Annotated in this window: 21 protein-coding genes; 8 read left to right on the forward strand and 13 right to left on the reverse strand. The window is 70.6% G+C overall.

Annotation, left to right across the window (positions count from 1 at the left end):
- The first annotated feature begins 15 nt into the window (after positions 1 to 15).
- On the forward strand, positions 16 to 465 hold the full coding sequence (locus tag ASF23_RS16905) for a MarR family winged helix-turn-helix transcriptional regulator (protein WP_200919392.1): 450 nt from the start codon (positions 16 to 18) through the stop codon (positions 463 to 465).
- A gap of 102 nt (positions 466 to 567) precedes the next feature.
- Here ASF23_RS16905 and ASF23_RS18980 read toward each other — a convergent pair whose 3' ends face one another.
- The 9 genes from ASF23_RS18980 to ASF23_RS16945 all read right to left on the reverse strand — a co-directional run bounded on the left by ASF23_RS18980 (position 568) and on the right by ASF23_RS16945 (position 8,203).
- Positions 568 to 696, reverse strand: coding sequence for a hypothetical protein (locus tag ASF23_RS18980; RefSeq protein WP_268750865.1), 129 nt, complete (start codon positions 694 to 696; stop codon positions 568 to 570).
- Positions 693 to 1,772, reverse strand: a complete 1,080-nt coding sequence (locus tag ASF23_RS16910; RefSeq protein WP_055956487.1) for a glycoside hydrolase family 130 protein — start codon at positions 1,770 to 1,772, stop codon at positions 693 to 695. The genes ASF23_RS18980 and ASF23_RS16910 overlap by 4 nt, the downstream gene beginning before the upstream one ends.
- On the reverse strand, positions 1,765 to 2,856 hold the full coding sequence (locus ASF23_RS16915; protein WP_055956490.1) for a hypothetical protein: 1,092 nt from the start codon (positions 2,854 to 2,856) through the stop codon (positions 1,765 to 1,767). The genes ASF23_RS16910 and ASF23_RS16915 overlap by 8 nt, the downstream gene beginning before the upstream one ends.
- Positions 2,853 to 3,701: a carbohydrate ABC transporter permease gene (locus tag ASF23_RS16920; protein WP_055956621.1), complete on the reverse strand. Its 849-nt coding sequence runs from the start codon at positions 3,699 to 3,701 to the stop codon at positions 2,853 to 2,855. The genes ASF23_RS16915 and ASF23_RS16920 overlap by 4 nt, the downstream gene beginning before the upstream one ends.
- A 107-nt stretch (positions 3,702 to 3,808) precedes the next feature.
- Positions 3,809 to 4,762 (reverse strand): carbohydrate ABC transporter permease, encoded by a 954-nt coding sequence (locus tag ASF23_RS16925; protein ID WP_055956498.1) that lies wholly within the window; start codon positions 4,760 to 4,762, stop codon positions 3,809 to 3,811.
- Positions 4,763 to 4,774: 12 nt separating this feature from the next.
- Positions 4,775 to 6,073, reverse strand: coding sequence for an extracellular solute-binding protein (locus ASF23_RS16930; protein ID WP_055956500.1), 1,299 nt, complete (start codon positions 6,071 to 6,073; stop codon positions 4,775 to 4,777).
- Between the two features lie 106 nt (positions 6,074 to 6,179).
- Complete coding sequence (locus ASF23_RS16935) at positions 6,180 to 7,205, reverse strand: LacI family DNA-binding transcriptional regulator (RefSeq protein WP_055956503.1); 1,026 nt, start codon at positions 7,203 to 7,205, stop codon at positions 6,180 to 6,182.
- A gap of 282 nt (positions 7,206 to 7,487) precedes the next feature.
- The gene (locus ASF23_RS16940) at positions 7,488 to 7,805 is read right to left on the reverse strand and encodes a DMT family transporter (protein WP_055956507.1); all 318 of its coding nucleotides are present in this window, start codon (positions 7,803 to 7,805) and stop codon (positions 7,488 to 7,490) included.
- Complete coding sequence (locus ASF23_RS16945) at positions 7,802 to 8,203, reverse strand: DMT family transporter (protein WP_055956510.1); 402 nt, start codon at positions 8,201 to 8,203, stop codon at positions 7,802 to 7,804. The genes ASF23_RS16940 and ASF23_RS16945 overlap by 4 nt, the downstream gene beginning before the upstream one ends.
- Positions 8,204 to 8,307: 104 nt before the next feature.
- Here ASF23_RS16945 and ASF23_RS16950 point away from each other — a divergent pair, with 104 nt between their 5' ends.
- From ASF23_RS16950 to ASF23_RS16960, 3 genes are all read left to right on the forward strand, one after another.
- Positions 8,308 to 8,883, forward strand: a complete 576-nt coding sequence (locus ASF23_RS16950; protein ID WP_055956515.1) for a dihydrofolate reductase family protein — start codon at positions 8,308 to 8,310, stop codon at positions 8,881 to 8,883.
- A 198-nt stretch (positions 8,884 to 9,081) separates the two neighbouring features.
- Positions 9,082 to 9,936 carry a sugar phosphate isomerase/epimerase family protein gene (locus ASF23_RS16955; protein WP_055956518.1) on the forward strand — a complete coding sequence of 285 codons (855 nt, stop codon included), beginning with the start codon at positions 9,082 to 9,084 and terminating at the stop codon, positions 9,934 to 9,936.
- Positions 9,933 to 10,994, forward strand: coding sequence for a Gfo/Idh/MocA family protein (locus ASF23_RS16960; protein WP_055956521.1), 1,062 nt, complete (start codon positions 9,933 to 9,935; stop codon positions 10,992 to 10,994). The genes ASF23_RS16955 and ASF23_RS16960 overlap by 4 nt, the downstream gene beginning before the upstream one ends.
- 4 nt (positions 10,995 to 10,998) lie before the next feature.
- Here ASF23_RS16960 and ASF23_RS16965 read toward each other — a convergent pair whose 3' ends face one another.
- On the reverse strand, positions 10,999 to 11,523 hold the full coding sequence (locus ASF23_RS16965; protein WP_055956524.1) for an AAA family ATPase: 525 nt from the start codon (positions 11,521 to 11,523) through the stop codon (positions 10,999 to 11,001).
- A gap of 52 nt (positions 11,524 to 11,575) precedes the next feature.
- Between ASF23_RS16965 and ASF23_RS16970 the strand changes: the two genes are divergently transcribed.
- The 3 genes from ASF23_RS16970 to ASF23_RS16980 are packed head-to-tail and all read left to right on the forward strand — an operon-like array spanning position 11,576 to position 13,690.
- Positions 11,576 to 12,211 (forward strand): MBL fold metallo-hydrolase, encoded by a 636-nt coding sequence (locus tag ASF23_RS16970; protein ID WP_055956526.1) that lies wholly within the window; start codon positions 11,576 to 11,578, stop codon positions 12,209 to 12,211.
- 23 nt (positions 12,212 to 12,234) lie between these two features.
- Positions 12,235 to 12,912: an SDR family NAD(P)-dependent oxidoreductase gene (locus ASF23_RS16975; RefSeq protein ID WP_055956529.1), complete on the forward strand. Its 678-nt coding sequence runs from the start codon at positions 12,235 to 12,237 to the stop codon at positions 12,910 to 12,912.
- Between the two features lies 1 nt (position 12,913).
- Positions 12,914 to 13,690, forward strand: coding sequence for a class I SAM-dependent methyltransferase (locus tag ASF23_RS16980; protein WP_055956531.1), 777 nt, complete (start codon positions 12,914 to 12,916; stop codon positions 13,688 to 13,690).
- A 6-nt stretch (positions 13,691 to 13,696) separates the two neighbouring features.
- Here ASF23_RS16980 and ASF23_RS16985 read toward each other — a convergent pair whose 3' ends face one another.
- Positions 13,697 to 14,299 carry a TetR/AcrR family transcriptional regulator gene (locus ASF23_RS16985; protein ID WP_055956534.1) on the reverse strand — a complete coding sequence of 201 codons (603 nt, stop codon included), beginning with the start codon at positions 14,297 to 14,299 and terminating at the stop codon, positions 13,697 to 13,699.
- Positions 14,300 to 14,332: 33 nt separating this feature from the next.
- Here ASF23_RS16985 and ASF23_RS16990 point away from each other — a divergent pair, with 33 nt between their 5' ends.
- Positions 14,333 to 15,301, forward strand: a complete 969-nt coding sequence (locus ASF23_RS16990) for a DMT family transporter (RefSeq protein WP_082474282.1) — start codon at positions 14,333 to 14,335, stop codon at positions 15,299 to 15,301.
- Positions 15,302 to 15,359: 58 nt separating this feature from the next.
- Here the strand turns inward: ASF23_RS16990 and ASF23_RS16995 are convergent, their stop codons facing one another.
- The gene (locus ASF23_RS16995; protein WP_055956538.1) at positions 15,360 to 16,058 is read right to left on the reverse strand and encodes a response regulator; all 699 of its coding nucleotides are present in this window, start codon (positions 16,056 to 16,058) and stop codon (positions 15,360 to 15,362) included.
- Complete coding sequence (locus ASF23_RS17000; protein WP_162236787.1) at positions 16,055 to 17,431, reverse strand: sensor histidine kinase; 1,377 nt, start codon at positions 17,429 to 17,431, stop codon at positions 16,055 to 16,057. Before ASF23_RS17000 ends, ASF23_RS16995 begins: the two co-directional genes overlap by 4 nt.
- Positions 17,432 to 17,435 lie beyond the last annotated feature (4 nt).

Genomic DNA, 17,435 nt, shown 5'->3' on the forward strand with positions numbered 1-17,435 from the left:
CGGTAGGGTCGATCCGTGGACGAGCTGCTGACCGATGCCGAACGCCAGCTCTGGCACGCCTGGAAGACCGCGTCCGAACGGGTGCGCGAGCATGTCGCGGAGGACATCCGTGCGGCGACGGGCTTGTCCGACCCGGACTTCGGGATCCTGACGCGGCTCGTCGACCTCGGCGGGGGCGTGCTCCGCCAGAACGAACTCGGCGCCTCGATGGGATGGCATCGCAGCCGCCTGTCGCACCAGCTGACGCGGATGGAGGGGCGGGGGCTCGTCGCGCGGGCGACCGTCGACGGCGGGGTGGAGGTCGCGATCACGACGTCGGGGCGTGCACTCGTCGCGACCGCGCGCCCTGTGCACGCATCGTCCGTCCGCGAGCACCTGTTGGCCCACATCGCAGGTCGGGACGCGGAGTCTCTGCGCAGGTTGCTCGACGGGCTCGCCGACGGGTCCACACCCTCCGGACACTGACCCGGTCCAGGCGGGCCGGTGCAGCCACCGGCGGGGGTCAGTGTCCTGCGCCCGCCTCGATGAGCAGGACGCCGCCGATGATGAGCACGATGCCGAACCCCATCAGCCAGGTGAGCGGCTCGACGCCGGCGTACCAGCGACCGACGGCGCGGCGAGCGCACCGCCGACGACGAGTCCGACGAGCGCAGCGACCGAGGCGACGACCCGGCCGCGGTGTCGTGTGGTGGTCACGCGGACCTCCTGACGATCTTCGCGACACCGATCTTGGAGTCGGCCATGCCGTAGAACACGTACTGCACCCCGTCGATCTCCTCCATCGCCGTCGGGAACACCACGTTCGGCACGATCCCGGACTGCTCGTCCTCGGTGTCGGCGGACAGCAGCGGCTCGGACGTCCGGGACACGACCTCCCACGGGCGCTCCGCTTCGAGGATCATCGCCCCCGCGGCGTAGTTGACGTTCTGCTGTTGGGCGAGCGACCCGACGAGCTCACCCGTCACCCCGTGGTGCAGCAGCAGCCAGCCCTCTGGCACCCGGATCGGTGCGGGACCGGCCCCGATCTTGAGCTCCTCGAACGGCATCTCGGGTCCGGCGAGCACCCGATGCCCACGCCACTCCGCGAGCGCGCCGATGTCCTCGCGCACCCGGTCGAGGTGCACGAACGAGATCCAGATCGACGGCCGGGTGTCCTCGACCCATGACGGCGGATGCACGCCCTCGCCGGGGCGGATCTCCGACAGGTCCCAGACCGGGCGCTGCAGGACGGCGATGCTCTCGATGCCGTCCGGGCCGACGACCGGCTCGGGGAAGAACACGCAGTCCTTGTTGAAGTACAGCCCGAGGTCGACGTCGAGGGCGTCGTCGTACCCGAACCGGACAGGTCCGAGCCGCCGCCACTCGCGGAGGTCCTCGGAGACGGCGACCGCCGTGTGCGGGCCGAGCGGCCCGTAGGCGACGTACGTCATGACGTGGAGACCGATGGCCGGGAGGAACGTAGTGCGCGGGTCCTCGACGCCCGCGTTCTGCGCACCCACCTCCCACGTGCGCTCCGGCTCGAGCACGATGCCCTGCCGCTCGACACCGACGGGCACCCCGTCCTCGACGACGACGCGGGCGATGCCGATCCGCGAGACGTTCCCGGTCGCGACGAGCCGCGGGAGCAGGTAGAGCTCGCCGTCGGGTCCGCGTCCGCTCCCGGGGTTGAGGACGCCCTCTGCCTCGAACGGGTCATCGGCGAGCGGGGTCATGAGCAGGCCGACCCGCTCGAGTGCATACGGGAAGTCGGCGGCGGCAAGTGCGTCAGTCATGGTGGTCCTCTCGGTAGCAGTACATCTCGCGGCTCCCACGGGGTGCATCCCACCCCTGCGCGAACACCCGGTCGCCGTCCCAGCGGAGCAGACCGCCCCACGCGAGGGACCCGCCCCGGTGCAGCGCGCGCTGGGTGAATGGGGCATCGAGGCCGTAGAGCGCCTGGGCGGCGGCGAAGTCACCGGACGGATCCCGGTAGAAGAAGTCGAGGACGAGCCGGTCGCCGTCGACGACCGCGCACGCGACCTCGTACAGCTGCGGGCCGAGCGACGACATGTCCAGGTATTCCTCGGGGGCGAACGTCCAGTGCACCATGTCGTCCGAGTGGCCGACGGTCAGGCGTCCACCGCACCCCTCGGACACGTACATGAGGTACTCGCCGCCGATCCGGACCGCCTCGCCGCGGTCGTTCCGTGGGATGACGGCACCCTTCGCCCAGAGCTGGGACACCTCGTACGGGACGACCTGCCCGAGCTTCTCCCAGTGCATGAGGTCGTCGGACACCGCGAGGTTGATGTCGCACCCGACCTCCCCGTCGAGGTGGTCCGCGGAGGCGTACTGCGAACGTTCCGGTGTCCCCGTGGTGTCCCAGATCCCGTTGTAGAAGAGGAACCAGCGCCCCTCGGCACGGTAGAGCTTGGGGTCCTCGACCCCGAGCGACTCGTTGCGGAGCGTCGGCCAGAGGATCGGCCCGCCGTCGTCGACCCAGCCGTTCGCGGTCAGGACCGCGTGCCCGATCCGCGACGACGTGCTCTCCTTACGCGGGGCGGCGCGGTAGACCAGGTGCAGCTGCTCCGTGCCTCCAGTCCGGTCGTCGACGGCCGCGACGCCCAGCGTGGGGTTGAAGACGGACTCCGCCGTCCATCCGATCCCGGTGGGGTCTGCCCACGTGCGCGGCTGCGTGAACGTCAGCGACGGATCGCGCCGGAACGGCCCGATCATCCAGGACGGCGGGTCGTCGTAGACGGCGGAGAAGTCGTCCGTCGAGATCCGGTCGGTCAGCGCGTTGTCATGTCGGAGGGCCCGTTCGTAGTCGGCGACGAGCTGGGTGCGATCGAGCTCGGCACGGTCGAGAGAGCTCATCCCTTGACCCCCGATCCCACGTCGGTCGAGATGAAGTACCGCTGGAACACGATGAACAGCACGACGACGGGAGCAGCGAGCACGACGGCCCCCGCGAGGATCGCTCCGAAGGGGTTCGCCGTCGACTGCGCGATGTTCGAGATGTAGTTCGCGAGCGAGACCGCCAGGGGCTGCATCGACGCCTCCTTCGTGATGAGGAACGGCCAGAGGAAGTCGTTCCACGGCCCGATGAACGTCACGAGCACCACCGTCACGAGCGCTGGCCGGACGAGTGGCAGAGCGACCCGCCACAGGACCGTGAACTCCCCGGCACCGTCGATCCGGGCCGCGTCGAAGATCTCCTGCGGGACCTGCAGGAAGTACTGCCGGAAGATGATCACCGCCGTGGAGTTGATCGCGAACGGCAGGATCATGCCGAGGTAGTTGTCGGCGAGCCCGTAGTCGCGCGCGATGAGCACGTACAGCGGGATCATCAGCAGCTGGAACGGGATGACCTGCACGAGGAGCGCGAGGGCGAAGGTGACGCCGCGGCCCTTCCACTGCAGGACGGCCAGCGCGTACCCGGCGAGGACCCCGAACACGACCGTGCAGATGAGGACGCCGCCGGTGTAGATGCCGGAGTTGAGGAGCCCCTGGCCGAGGTTCACCCGGGAGTTGATCTCCGTGTAGTTGTGACCGGTGATGTTGGTCGGGTTGGGGAACGCACCGGCGATCGAGGTGTCCGGGGAGGCCTGGAGCGACCCGACGATCATGTACCAGAACGGGAACAGGAAGACCACGGCCCCGATCAGCAGGACCACGAAGCGCAGCGCGGCCTGACCGCGGCTCAGTTGGATCCCGTCCATGCGACGCTTGCGGCGCGGACTGGAGGCACGACCCGCGTCGTCCCCGCCCGCTCCGGTCGACGGGACGGGGATGCCCGCAGCGCCCGCGGCGCCGGTTGCTGTCTGGCTCATCGTTCGTTCCTTCCGCCGGCGAATCTGTTCTGCAGGAACGCGATGATCATGACCCCGATGACCAGCACGATGCCGATCGCGGACGCGTATCCAGGGTGGTTCTGCTCGATGCCCTGCTGGTACATCACGAGCACGGGTGACGATGATGCACCGTTCGGCCCTCCGCCTCCGGTCAACAGGTAGGGCTCTGTGAACAAGTTCGCCCCGATGACGGTGCTGAGGAGGAGGACCAGCACGGTGGCCGGTCGGACCCCGGGGACGGTGACCGAGAAGAACGACCGGACCTTGCCCGCACCGTCCGTGGCCGCCGCCTCGTAGAGCTCCTTCGGCACGTTCTGCAGCGCCGCGAGGTACAGGAGGATGTAGAACCCGAGCTGCTTCCACGTGACGAACAGCGCCACGATCGGCATCGCCCAGTGCTCGTTGACGAGCCACCCGGGGTTCGGCGCGAGCGGGCCGAGGAGCTTCGACACGAGCCCGGTCTGATTGAACAGGAACAGCCAGACACCGACGACGGCGACCGAGGCGGTGACGTAGGGGACGTAGTAGCTCACCCGGAAGAACGTCGACCAGCGGACGACGCTGTTGAGCGCCGCCGCGAGGACGAGCGACAGCACGACGGTGAGCGGCACGTTGATGATGAGGAACTCACCGACGTTGACGAATGACTGCCGGACCTGCGGGTCCTCGAACGCCTGCACGTAGTTCTGCATGCCGATGAACGGCCGGTCGACGTCCGCGCCGGGAGCCGAGAAGAAGTAGTCGTGGAACGACATGTAGACGGCGAGGATCAGGGGGTAGGCGAAGATCACCAGCACGAACACGAGGTACGGCGCGCTGAAGAGCCAGCCGAGGGGGTTCCGTCCGAAGACCCGGAAACGCCAGGGGCGGTGGAGCTGCCGGTGGTCGCCGGCGGATGCGGCGGCCGGGGCGGTTGCTGTTGCGGTCATGGTCGGTCCTCCCTACTTCTGCACGGCGAGTTGGCCGGTCTTGGCGGCGGCTGCTGCGAGTTGATCGTCGAGCGAACCGTCGCCGGAGATCACGGCCTTCGTGTAGAAGTTCCGGAACGCCTGCAGCACCGCTGTGGAGTTCGGCCCCGTCGGGTCGTCGACGGTCCGAGCCGCCTGGGCACCGAACTCCTGGTACGACGGGTTCTTCGCGAAGTAGTCCGCGTAGGTCGACGCGAGGTCCTTGCGGATCGGCATCTGCCCCGTGGTCTGGAGCAGCGCCTTGTCCTGGGCGGGACTCGTCGCGTACTTCAGGACGTCCCACGCGGTGCCCTGGTTCTTGCAGGACGCGTACATGGCGGCGTTCTTGGCGTCCGGGAACGTCCACGTCTTGCTCGCCGCGGTGCCGTCCTTCGTCGGGACCGGCACGACGCCCCAGTCGACGGCGCCCTTGTAGCTGGCGACCGCCCACGGTCCGACCATCGCCATCGCTGCCTGCCCGGTGGCGAACGCGTCGCCCTGGAGCTGGTCCTTGCCGGCGTAGCCCTTGGCGTAGACGGTCTTCCAGAAGTCCGTCACGTCCTTGCCGGCGGCGTTGTCGAAGGTGGCCTTCTGGTCGGCGTTCAGGAGTCCGGTCCCGCCGGTCTCTGCGGCGTACAGCGGCAGGAAGTCGAAGTTCGGCTGGAAGAACTCGCTCGTCGCCGCCGGGTAGATGGCGAACGGGGCGGCCTTCGTGGCCTTGATCTTCGCCGCGGCCGCCAGGAAGTCCGCGTACGTGCTGAGCTTCGGATCGGTGGTGCTCAGCCCCGCCTTTGCGAAGACCTTCTTGTTGTAGAACATCATCACGGGGTTCGACTTCCACGGCATCTGGTAGTAGTCACCGTCGGGGGACTTGTACTGGTCAGCGGTCTTCCCCGACCGTGCCTCGATGTACGCGTCGGCGCCGGGGAACTTCGACAGGTCGACGAGTCCGCCCTGCTTCTGGAACTGCCCGGTCGCGGCCGGCAGGTTGTTGAACACCAGGCACGGGGTGGTCCCGGCCGTGATCGCGGCGCCGATGACCTCCTCGGTGCTCTTGCCCGCGGGGACCTCCTGCGCCTTGATCGGCTCGTCGGGGTGGTCCTTGTTCCACGAGGAGACGAGCCCCTTGCCCCAGGTGACCTCCTGGGCGTTGTTCGAATACCAGATCGTGATCGGACCGTGCTTGGTCCGTGCCTCCGGTCCGGCAACCGTGTTGCCGGAGGCGCAGCCGGAGATGGTGAGTGCCACGGCCGCCGCGAGGGCGGTGCCGATGGCGAGCATGCGGCGGTGCATGTGACTCCTTCGTCGGGTGGTGCCGCGGCAGGAGCGCTCTGTCGGGCGCTGGGGTCGCTGGCGGTGCTGCGGGCGCGGGCCGAGGGTGCGGACGCGCGGGGGTGCCCTACCGGGTTGGCGGCGCGCCCGTCGACCCGCGGACGATGAGTCCGGCAGGTGTCAGGGTGCGGTCGACGGGCGCGGTGCCGTCGACGAGGTCGAGCAGGGTGGACGCGACGATGCGTCCCCACTCGGCCGGGTCGTTGTCGAGGGTGGTGAGGGCGGGGTGGACGAGCCGCCCGATCTGCGAACCGTCGAGTCCGGTGACGGACAGGTCGTCCGGGATCCGGAGTCCACGCTGTTGGGCGACGGACATGCCCGCGATCGCCATCGGGTCGTTCCCGTAGACGATCGCGGTCGGCCGTTCGTGCGCGGGCAGGTCGAGGAGCTCGGTCGTCGCCGCTGCGCCCTGCTCCGGTGAGAAGTCCGTCGGGACCACGAGCGGTTCGGCACCCTCCCCGCGGACCGCGTGGACGAACAGCTGCCGACGCTCGTGACCGTGCAGCATGGTGTCGGTGCCGGACACGTGGGCGATCCGGACGTGTCCGAGGTCGACCAGATAGCGGACGAGCTCGGCGATCCCCGGTGCGTAGTCGCGGAGGACCGCCGGGAACGACGTCGGGACGTCCGGTTGGCCGAGGGTCACGGCCTGCACCCCGAGCGTCGTGATGAGGTCGATCCGCGGGTCGTCGGCGAGCAGGTCGGTGACGATGAACCCGTCGACCCTGGCGTCGGCGGCGAGCGTCCGGTAGGCGCGTTCCTCGGCGTCCTGGTCCGCCACGAGGCTGAGGACGAGCACCTGGCCACGATCGGACAGCACCGTCTCGAGGCCGGCGATGAACGCGGCGAAGAACGGGTCGGTCTCGATGATGCGGGGGTCGCGCCGGACGACGAGGCCGAGGGCGTAGGCACGGCGGTTCGTCAGGCCACGGGCCGCGGGGTTCGGACGCCAGCCGATGTCCGTGGCGATCTGCTGGATGCGTTCGCGGGTCCCGGCGTTCACGCCCGGACGGTCGTTGAGGGCGAGGGAGACGAGGCCCTTCGAGACGCCGGCCTCGCGGGCCACGTCGACGATGGTCGGGCGTCGTGCCATCGTGCACTCCCTTGCGTCGGCCGTGCTGCACGGTTCGTCTAAACCGGTTCAGGTGCAGTTATACCGGTTCAGGTGCAGCGCCGCAACCATGCGTCGACGACGCGCCATGCGGTTGCGGACGCGCCCGTCTGACGGACTGGAGGCGCGGCACCGGCCCGCACCGTCCCTCCAGTCCGTCACCGCCGTCTCTGGAACGCGGGTCGAGACGTGCCCAAGTGTCGGGTGCGGCACCCCACCAGACAGTTGGGCACTTCTCACCCGGGCGCGGCCGACCGCCGGGGGTCAGTGTCCCGCGCCCGCCTCGAGGAGGACGCCGCCGATGATGAGCAGGATGCCGAACCCCATCAGCCAGGTGAGCGGCTCCTTGAACAGCACCTTCGCGATGACCGCGGTCAGCGCGACACCGGCCGCTGCCCAGATCCCGTAGGCGACCCCGAGCGGGATCCCCTCGGCGAGCGCGCGAGCGAGCATCACGAAGGCGACGACGTAGCCGACCCCGACCCCGGCGTACCAGCGGCGGTCGTCCACGGCGAGACGGAGGCAGGTGGTCCCGCCGACCTCGAACAGGATCGCGCCGACGAGGAAGAGCGCGGCGATCATGCGTCCTGCCCCGTCCCGTCTGCGACGTCGCCGGATGGCGTGGTCGGTGCGGTGCCGACGGCGTGTGCTGCCTGCGCCCCGAGCTCCACACAAAGCACCCCCGCGATCACCACCGCGATGCCGATCCCCATCAGCAGGGTGATCGGCTCCCTGAAGACCAGGAGCGATCCGACGGCCGTCAGTGCCACACCCGTCGCACCCCAGATGCCGTACGCGACACCGAGTGCCATGCCGGTTCGGAGGACCAGCGCGAGCAGCACGAAGGCCGCGCCGTACCCGGCCACGACGACGGCGTACAGAGCCGGGTGGTCGAGTGCGCCCTTGAGGGACAGCGAAGCGGTGACCTCGGTGAGGATCGCGCCCGCGAGCAAGAGCCACCCCCGCGCCGTCGCACTCACGAGGCGGGCCGGTCGACGAAGTGGGGCACGGTCCCATCGTTGCCGACGGCGGGCCGCCTCGCTAGCGTGTGGGCACCATCCCTCCCCGGAGACAGGCGGTCCCCATGCGTGAGCTCGTGCTGAAGATGTCGATGTCGCTCGACGGGTTCGTGGTCGGCGGGCGACCCGGTTCGGACTGGATGTTCCGCGGGGCGTCGCCCGACTCCGGTGCCTGGGTGCTCGACACGCTGTCCGGCGCGGGCACCCACGCGCTCGGTCGGGGGCTGTTCGAGAACTGGATCGGGTTCTGGCCGACGTCGGACAGTCCGATGGCCGTGCCGGTCAACACCATCCCCAAGGCCGTGTTCACGAGCAGGCCCGGGTACGAGCCCGGCGCGCAGAACCCCGACGCCGGTGGGAACTGGGCCGAGACGCGCGTGGCCGGCGGGGAACTCGTCGCCGAGATCGACCGGCTCAAGCGCGAGCCCGGCGGCTACGTGCTCGCACAGGGCGGCCTCGCGTTCGGTCGGAGCCTCGTGCGCGCTGGTGTCGTCGACGAGTTTCGGTTCGCGGTGCTCCCCGTCGCGCTCGGACAGGGCGAGGGCCTGTTCACGCAGCTCGACGACGAGCTCGACCTCGAGCTCGTCGCGTCGACGGCGTTCCGCGGGGGCGCGATGGGCACCGTCTACCGGCCCCGGTAGACGGCCGCCGGAGGGTCGCGGCGCGACCAGGAGACGGACTGGAGGGACGGTGCCGGCCCGCACCGTGCCTCCCGTCCGGCGGTCCCGCGGTTCTGCAGACCGGCACGGGTCGACGACACGCGTGACACCGACCCGTCCCTGCCCATAGGGTCGTCACCACTCCCCAATCCGCAAGAACACTGCAGAAGAGGACAGTCCATGCGACTCGGCGTCAGCTCGTACAGCTTCTCTCGGGCGCTCGCGTCCGGACGGATGACGTTCCCCGACGTCATCGACTGGGTCGCCGAGTCGGGCGCGGACCACCTCGAGGTCGCGAGCCTGAACGCCGAGCTCCTCGCCGACCCGCAGCTCGTGGACGATGTCCGCGAGCACGCCGCGGCGAAGGGCGTCGAGCTCGCGAACTACGTCATCGGCGCGGACTTCCGCGGGGACGACGTCGCCGAGCAGATCGCCACGGTCAAGGCCCACCTCGACGTCGCGCACCGCCTCGGGATCACCCGGTTCCGCCACGACGTCGTCGCCTGGGCATGGCGCGACGCCGACCAGACCGAGTACGAGACCACCCTCGCGGCTCTCGTCCCCATCTGCCAGGAGATCGCCGACCACGCCGCCACGCTCGGCATCACGACCACGGTCGAGAACCACGGCTTCTTCATGAACAACAGTGAGCGGCTCCGGCGGCTCGTGTACGCGGTCGACCGCCCGAACTTCCGGATGCTGCTCGACGTCGGCAACTTCCTCTGCGTCGACGAGGACCCGCTCGCGGCCGTGCCCCGGTCGCTCGAGGTCGCCGCGGTCGTGCACCTGAAGGACTTCCTCGTGCGCGACGAGCAGCCGTCCGAGGGCTGGCTGACGACGGTCGCGGGGCGGAGCATCCTCGGTGCGATCGTCGGCCACGGGGACCTGCCTGTCCGCCGGCTGGTCGGGATCATCGCGGCGAGCGGCTACGACGGACCGATCTCGATCGAGTTCGAGGGCCTCGAGGACGAGGCGCTCGCCGTCACCACGGGCATCGCGAACGCCCGCCGCTACTGGGAGGAAGCAACAGCATGAGCAAGCTCGGGATCGGCGTCATCGGCGCCGGCAACATCGCGGAGTTCCACCTCCTGGCGTACGCCGCGAACCCGGACGTCGAGATCGTCGCGATCGCCGACATCGTCATCGACCGGGCGGAGGCGCGTGCCGAGCAGTTCGGCGCCGCGGCCGCGTACGGGTCGTTCGAGGAGCTCCTCGCGGACCCGGCGGTGCAGGCGGTGTCGATCTGCACGCGGAACGACTCGCACGTCCCCCTGGCGATCGCCGCGCTCGAGGCCGGCAAGAGCGTCCTCCTCGAGAAGCCGATGGCCAAGACCGTCGACGACGCCGAGGCACTCGTCGCTGCGGAGTCGGCTTCGGACGGCATCCTGCAGGTCGGGTACGTGCGCCGCTGGTCGACCAACGCGAAGGTCCTGAAGACGTTCGTCGACGCGGGCGACCTCGGCGAGATCTACTACGCCAAGGCCACGTGCCTCCGTCGTGCGGGCAACCCGGGCGGGTGGTTCGCCGACAAGTCGGTGTCCGGCGGCGGCCCGCTCATCGACGTCGGGGTGCACTTCATCGACCTCGCGTGGTGGCTCATGGGGATGCCGAAGGTCAGTTCCGTCTCGGGCTTCACGTTCGACCGCCTCGGCAACCGCGGCAACATCGAGAGCCTCACCCGCTGGAAGTCGACGGACTACGACGCGGCGCAGAACTCGGTGGAGGACCTCGCGGGCGCTCTCGTCCGCTTCGAGAACGGCGCCGTGCTGTCGGTCGACGTGTCGTACTCACTGCACGGGCGCGACGAGATCGGACTGACGATCCACGGCGATCGGGGCGGCGCCGAGCTCGAGCCAGAGCTGCAGATCTACGCCGAGCAGCACGACACCATCCTGAACGTCTCGCCGCAGATCGACTCGACGACCTTCGAGATGGAGGCCGGGTTCCAGGGCGAGATCGACGGGTTCGTCTCGGCGGTGCTCGGCGGCACGGAGTCCGCGGCGCCGGCGTCGCACGGGCTCGAGATGACGCGGATCCTCGCGGCGATCTACGAGTCGGCGGAGTCCGGGCACGAGGTCGTCGTCGGCGGCTGAGCGTTCACGGTGCGAGCACGGCTGCCGCGATCTGCTCGGCGGCCTGTTGCGGACCGATCTCCGTGGTGTCGACGACCTCGGCCTCGGCGAGCAGCCACGTCCGTGCCGCCTCGGCGTAGGGCTCGACGTACGCGTACCGGAACGTCGACGGCCCCAGGTCGGTGTCGTTCTCGATCCGGTCGCGGAGCGTCGCCGTGTCCGTGTGCAGCACGAAGTGCCGGACGGGGATGTCGTACGCCGCGAGCCCGCTGCTGATCTCGCGCCAGTACTCCTCCACGAGCACCGTCATCGGCATCACGAGCGTGCCGCCGGCGTACTCGAGGACGCGTCTGGCGGTCTCGACGACGAGCGGACGCCACGGGTCCCAGTGCTGGAAGTTGTCCGTCGGTCGGAGCGTCGGCCGGACGTCCATGAGCACCTCGCCGACCTTCTCGGCGTCGAGGACGCGGGCGTCGGGGAGCATCGGCTGCAGGAGCCGGCTCGTGGTGGTCTTGCCGGCGCCGTGCGTGCCGTTGAGCCAGACGATCATGGTCCGGACCCTATCGGCAGACCCCGGTGCCGACGGGGATAGAGTCCGGCGTATGGAGCTCACGAAGTACACGCACGCCACCGTCGTCCTCACGAAGGACGGTCACACGCTCGTCATCGACCCCGGTGCGTACACCGCGAACTCGGCTGAGCTCGTCGCCGCGACGACCGCGGTGCTCGTGACGCACGACCACCCGGACCACTTCGACGCGTCGATCCTCACCGCGGCGCTCGAGGCCCGGTCCGAGCTGCACGTGTGGGCGCCGGCGAGTGTCGCCGACGCGCTCGGGGACCACGACGGCCGGGTGACCACCGTCAGCCCGGGCGACACGTTCCAGGCGGCCGGGTTCGACGTCGCGGTGGTCGGCGGCGACCACGCGGTCATCCACGCGGACATCCCGGTCATCAGCAACGTCGGCTACGTCGCCGATGGGGCGGTGTACCACCCGGGCGACGCGTACTTCGTGCCGGACACCGCGGTCGAGACGCTCCTCGTGCCGACGTCCGGCCCGTGGTCGAAGCTCAGCGAGCTCGTCGACTTCGTCCGCGCCGTCAAGCCGTCCCGCGCGGTGCAGATCCACGACCTCATGCTGAGCGACGCGGGCAAGGGCTCGTTCGCGCAGTTCGCGGGGCAGCTCACCGGCATCGAGCTGGTCACGCTGGCGGACGGCGACTCGATCACCGTCTGACCGGCGGGTCTAGCGTCGGACGCATGGACCTCGAACTCACGAACCGCGTCGCACTCGTCGTCGGCGGGCAGGGATACATCGGCAAGGCCGTCGTCGACCGGCTGCGGGCGGAGGGAGCCGAGGTGGTCGTCGCCTCCCGGTCCGCGACGGACGGCGTCACGATGGACACCGCAGACCAGGCGTCCGTCGACGCCGCCGTCGCGCAGGTGCTCGCCGACCACGGACGCATCGACGTGCTCGTCGTCACGGCGGCACCGAGTGCCGGCACCCTGGACGCCGCCAAGAAGTCCGACCCCGACCAGGTCGCGGCCGCCATCGACGGCAAGGCACTCGGGTTCCTCCGGGTTGCGAACGCCGTCCTCCCGGCCCAGCGCGAGGCGGGCTTCGGTCGCGTGGTCGTCATCAGCGGGCAGAACGCCTACCTCGCCGGGAACATCACGACCTCGCTCCGGAACGCCGCGACGAACGTCATCGCGAAGAACCTGGCGGACGAGTGTGCCGGCACGGGTGTGATGGTGAACGTGGTGAACCCGGGCACCGTGACGGACACACCTGCGACAGCGGTGCGGCAGGGATCGGGTGGCGAGTCGAGCCCGACGCAGATCGCCGACCTCGTCGCGTTCCTGGTGTCCCCGCGGTCGGTGCTGTCGGGCGAGTCGATCTCGATCGCGCACCGCGTGCTCGGGTCCGTCGTCATCTGACGTGGCCGACGCGAGAGGTGCCGGAGGGCCCGCGACGAGCGTCCACGACGACACGCGGCGTGCCTGGGAGGCGGCGTCGCAGAAGCACGTTCGCGAGTACGACGAGCTCCTCGCCGAGGCCAGGACCGCTCGCCTGCTGCCCGTGGAGGAGGCGCTGCTCGGTGACATCGTGCCCGGCGCGGAGGTCGTGCACCCGATGAGCGGTCATGGTCTCGACGACGTCGCACTCGCACGTCTCGGCGCGCGGAGCGTCGTGGGGCTGGACTACAGCCCGACCGCGGTCAGGGCAGCCGCGCGGCGCGCCGAGGAGATCGGCGTCCCGTGTCGCTACGTCGTCGCCGAGCTCCCGGAGAGCGGACTCGCCGACGGCTCGGCCGACCTCGTGTACACGGGGAAGGGCGCCCTGATCTGGGTCGAGGACCTTGATGTGTGGCTCGCGGAGATGTGCCGGGTGCTCCGTCCGGGTGGTCACCTGTTCGCGTACGAGGCGCATCCGCTCGCACCGCTCTGGGCATGGGACGCCGACGAGGTCCGGGTGCGTGCGGACCGGGGGTACTTCGCGACGAGCCACGTCAACGACTCGTTCCCCGCGAACGGCGCCGTCGAACACCAGCGGACACTCGCCGCGATCGTCATGGCGGTCACGAGCGCTGGCTTCGAGCTGCTGCACCTCGAGGAGCATCCGGCGCCGTTCTGGCATCCGGCCGACGTGGACGCTGCGGCCTGGCACGGTCAGGTGCCGAACGCGTTCAGTCTGCTGGCCCGCCGCAGCGCGTGACCCGCATCACAGTCCTGGTTGCGCGCCCGCGAGCAAGCCCGCGGCCACCGCGCGCGCCTGCTCGAACGGCCGGCTGAACGTCTCCATCCCCACGGTCACCATCGCGCCCTCGTAGAGCAGCATCATGGTGCGCGCCGTGCCTCCTGGGTCCGCGATGCCGGCTTCGGCGACGAGCTCGCCGAACACCCCGAGCAGCCACTGCTTCTGCCCGGAGACCTCGGGGAACACCGGGTTCCCGTCGTGCGCACCACCGACCTCGGCGCGGGCGTTGATCGCGCTGCAGCCCTTCGGGGTGTTCGCGTCCGTCCACGAGATGGATGCGTCGAACACCGCGAGGACCCGGTCGACACCGGGCTCCGGCACGCGCTCGAGCTCGGCCGCGAGGTGCGCCCGCCACCGTGCGTCCCGGTGCTGCAGGTACGCGACGACGAGCGCCTCCTTCGACCCGAACCGGTCGTAGAGCGTCTTCTTCGTCACACCGGCAGCCGCGGCGATGGTGTCGACCCCGACCGCGTGGATCCCCTGGTCGTAGAAGAGGTCGGACGCGGCGTCGAGCACACGACGCGCACCGGGGGTCAGCGGTGCGAGGTCCGGGATCGTGACGGGCATGCGTCGATTATACCGACCTGTATAGTCAGCGCTATGAGTAAACAGATCGGTGTACTCCACGGCCTCGTCTCCATCGCCGCCGCGATCGGGTTCGTCGCCGCGTGGAGCTCCGGGTTCGTCATCGCCGCACTGGCGACGGTCGACGTGCCCTGGCCCACCCTCCTCGTCTGGCGGTTCGTGCCGCTCGCGGTCGTGCTGCTCGTCGTCGCCGCCGTGCGGGGGTGGTTCCGACGCGTGCCGCTCGCCGACCTCGGACGCCAGGGGGTGATCGGCCTGTTCGCGCAGTTCGGGTACTGCGCGTTCGTGTACGCGGCGATCTCCATCGGGATCGCGACCGGGACGACCGCGCTCATCGACGCCGTGCAGCCCCTCGTGGTGGCGACCCTCGTCGGCCCCCTGCTCGGGCTCCGGGTGCGCGGGGTCCAGTGGGCCGGGCTGCTGGCCGGGGCCGTCGGGGTCGCGCTCGTCGTGCGGTCGCAGATGGGCGGATCCCACGCCCCACCGGTCGCGTACCTGCTGCCGGCCGGCGCGATGGCCTGCCTCATCGCGGGCACGTTCGTCGAACGGCGGCGACCGGCGCCGCTCCCCGTGCTGACGACCCTGACGGTCCACGTGTCGGTGTCGGCCGCGGCACTGGTCGTCCTCGCGGCGGTCACCGGGACGCTCGCGCCCCCGGCTGCGTCGACGTTCTGGGTCGCCGCAGTGCTCTCCGCGATCGTCCCGACGATGGTCGCGTACGGCCTCTACTGGTGGTTGCTGCGCCGGCTCGGCATCACGGCCGTCAACGCGCTGCTGTTCCTCGTCGCCCCGGTGACGGCGCTCGCGGGAGCCGCGCTCCTCGGCGAGCCGCTGACGGTCGTGACGGTGCTGGCGTTCGCGCTCTGCGCGGTCGGGGTGACGGCCGTGCTCGTCGGTGACCGGAGACGGGACGCGCACCCGGACAGACGGGAGGCGCGGCACCGGCCCGCACCGTCCCTCCCGTCCTCGTCGCCGACAGCGTGACGGACGGGAGGCGCGGCACCGGCCCGCACCGTCCCTCCCGTCCCTCTGACGGGAACCGTCACTGGTGGGCCGAGCCCCTGGCGTCTCCGCCGGGCTCGGCGAACCCCGTCTGGAAGGCGAACACCGCGGCCTGCACCCGGGTCCGTGCTCCCGTCTTCGCGAAGACGCTCGAGATGTGGCTCTTCACCGTCGCCGTGCTGAGGTACAGCTCGCGCGCGATCTCGTCGTTGCTGAGACCCCGGGCGACGGCGTCGAGGACCTCGAGCTCCCGGTCGCTCAGCGTGCCGAGCGCCGCCTCCCGCACGGTGTCGTTCGGCGTCGGGGGCGTCTGGGGTGTCGGTGCGACGCTCTGCTCGATGAGCGCTCGGGTCATCGCCGGGTCGATCAGCGAGTCCCCGCGGGCCGCGGACCGCACGGCGGCGGCGATCAGGTCGGGCCCGGAGTCCTTGAGCAGGAAGCCCGAGGCACCGGCCGTGATGCCGTCGAACAGGTGCTCGTCGTCGTCGAAGGTGGTGATGAGCACCACCGCGCACGCCTGTGCCGCGAGGATCCGCCTGGTCGCCGCGATGCCGTCGAGTCGCGGCATCCTGACGTCCATCACGATGACGTCCGGCAGGGTCGTCGCGGCGTCGAGCACGGCGTCCTCGCCGTCCTGGCTCTGTCCGACCACGACGATGTCGTCCTCGGCGTCCAGCATCGTCGCGAGTCCCGCCCGTGCGATCGGCTGATCGTCGACCACGAGCACGCGGAGCGTCATGCGGCACCTTCCTGACGGCCGAGCCGGCCGGCCCCGAGGCGACCGGACTCGAGCCGGCGCCGGGCGGACGCCCCCCGGGTCGCGGTCAGCCGGGGCAGCTCTGCGGACACCGACCACCCGGACCCCGCGAACACCCGCCCGGAGTCCACCCGACCGCCGAGCAGCGCGACCCGGTCGGTCATCGACGGGATGCCGGACCCGCCCCGCGGCACGTCGGGGAACCGCTCGTGGGAGGGTCCGGGGTCGGTGACGGTCACGGTCCAGAGCAGCGGGGTCTCCTCGACCCGCACGGTCACCTCGCGCGCGGAGGAGTGCAGCATGATGTTCGTCAGGCTCTCCTGGACGACCCGGAGCATGGCGGTCCGCTGTGGCGTCGGCAGGTCGGGACCCACGTGCACGCTGCTGTCCACCTCGTAGCCGATCGAGCGCACCCGGTCGAGGAGCACCTCGAGGTCGGCGTCGAACGGGCGGACGGTCGGCGGAGCCGCGTCGACGGGCGCGCTCTTGAGCATCCGGACGACGGTGCGGATGCGGGCGAGGACGTCCTGGCCGCCCTCGGTGATGTCCCGCATGGCGAGGGCGAGCTGCTCGGGCTGCCGATCGGCCACGCGGAGCGCCGCCTGCGCCCGGATGACGAGTGCGGCGACGTGGTGGGCGACCTCGTCGTGCACGTCACGGGCGATCCGCGCACGCTCGTGCTCGGCGATGCGTGCGACCTCGGCGGCGCGCAGCTCCGTGAGCTCGCGGTTCTTCGTCGCCAGCTCCGCGGTCGCCTGCCGCTGGCGTCGGAGCATCACGGCGAAGAGCACCACCAGCGCGCAGGCGACGACCTCGCCGAACACGATCGACCGGTCGGTGTCGGTGTCGAGGAGCAGAGCCTCGCTGACCGGCCGGTGCTCCATGAACGCCTCGACGATGTCCTTCCACGGCACGATCACGAGCGCTGCGAGCGTCCCGAAGGTGGCCGCGGGGGCGAACACGGGACCGCGCCCGGCGATGATCAGGAACGTGACGACGGCGAGCGGGACGAGGGACTCCGGAGGCCGCACGTACAGACCGTAGATCGCCGGCGGGAGCGGACCGAGGCAGACGTACGCGGTCACGAGGGACACGTTCGTCAAGGTCTCGAGCGGCCACCGGTCCGCGGTCGCGGCGGCGACGAGCGCGACCACGCCGAGGTAGCGGTACCCGGGCAGGCCCTGCGGGTGCCAGTCGAGGTGCAGTGCGACGGTGAGCCCCGCGAAGTACACGATGCCGACGAGGGCGATCACCACGAGCCGTCGCCGGGCGGGGGTGCCGAGCAGGACCTCTGGCGCACCGAGGAGGGCTCGCCGCGGAGCCTCGTCGGTCTCCGCCCGTCCACTCGTCTGCACGGGG

The sequence above is a fragment of the Curtobacterium sp. Leaf261 genome (genome assembly GCF_001422205.1).
In the GTDB taxonomy this organism is placed as follows: Bacteria; Actinomycetota; Actinomycetes; order Actinomycetales; family Microbacteriaceae; genus Curtobacterium.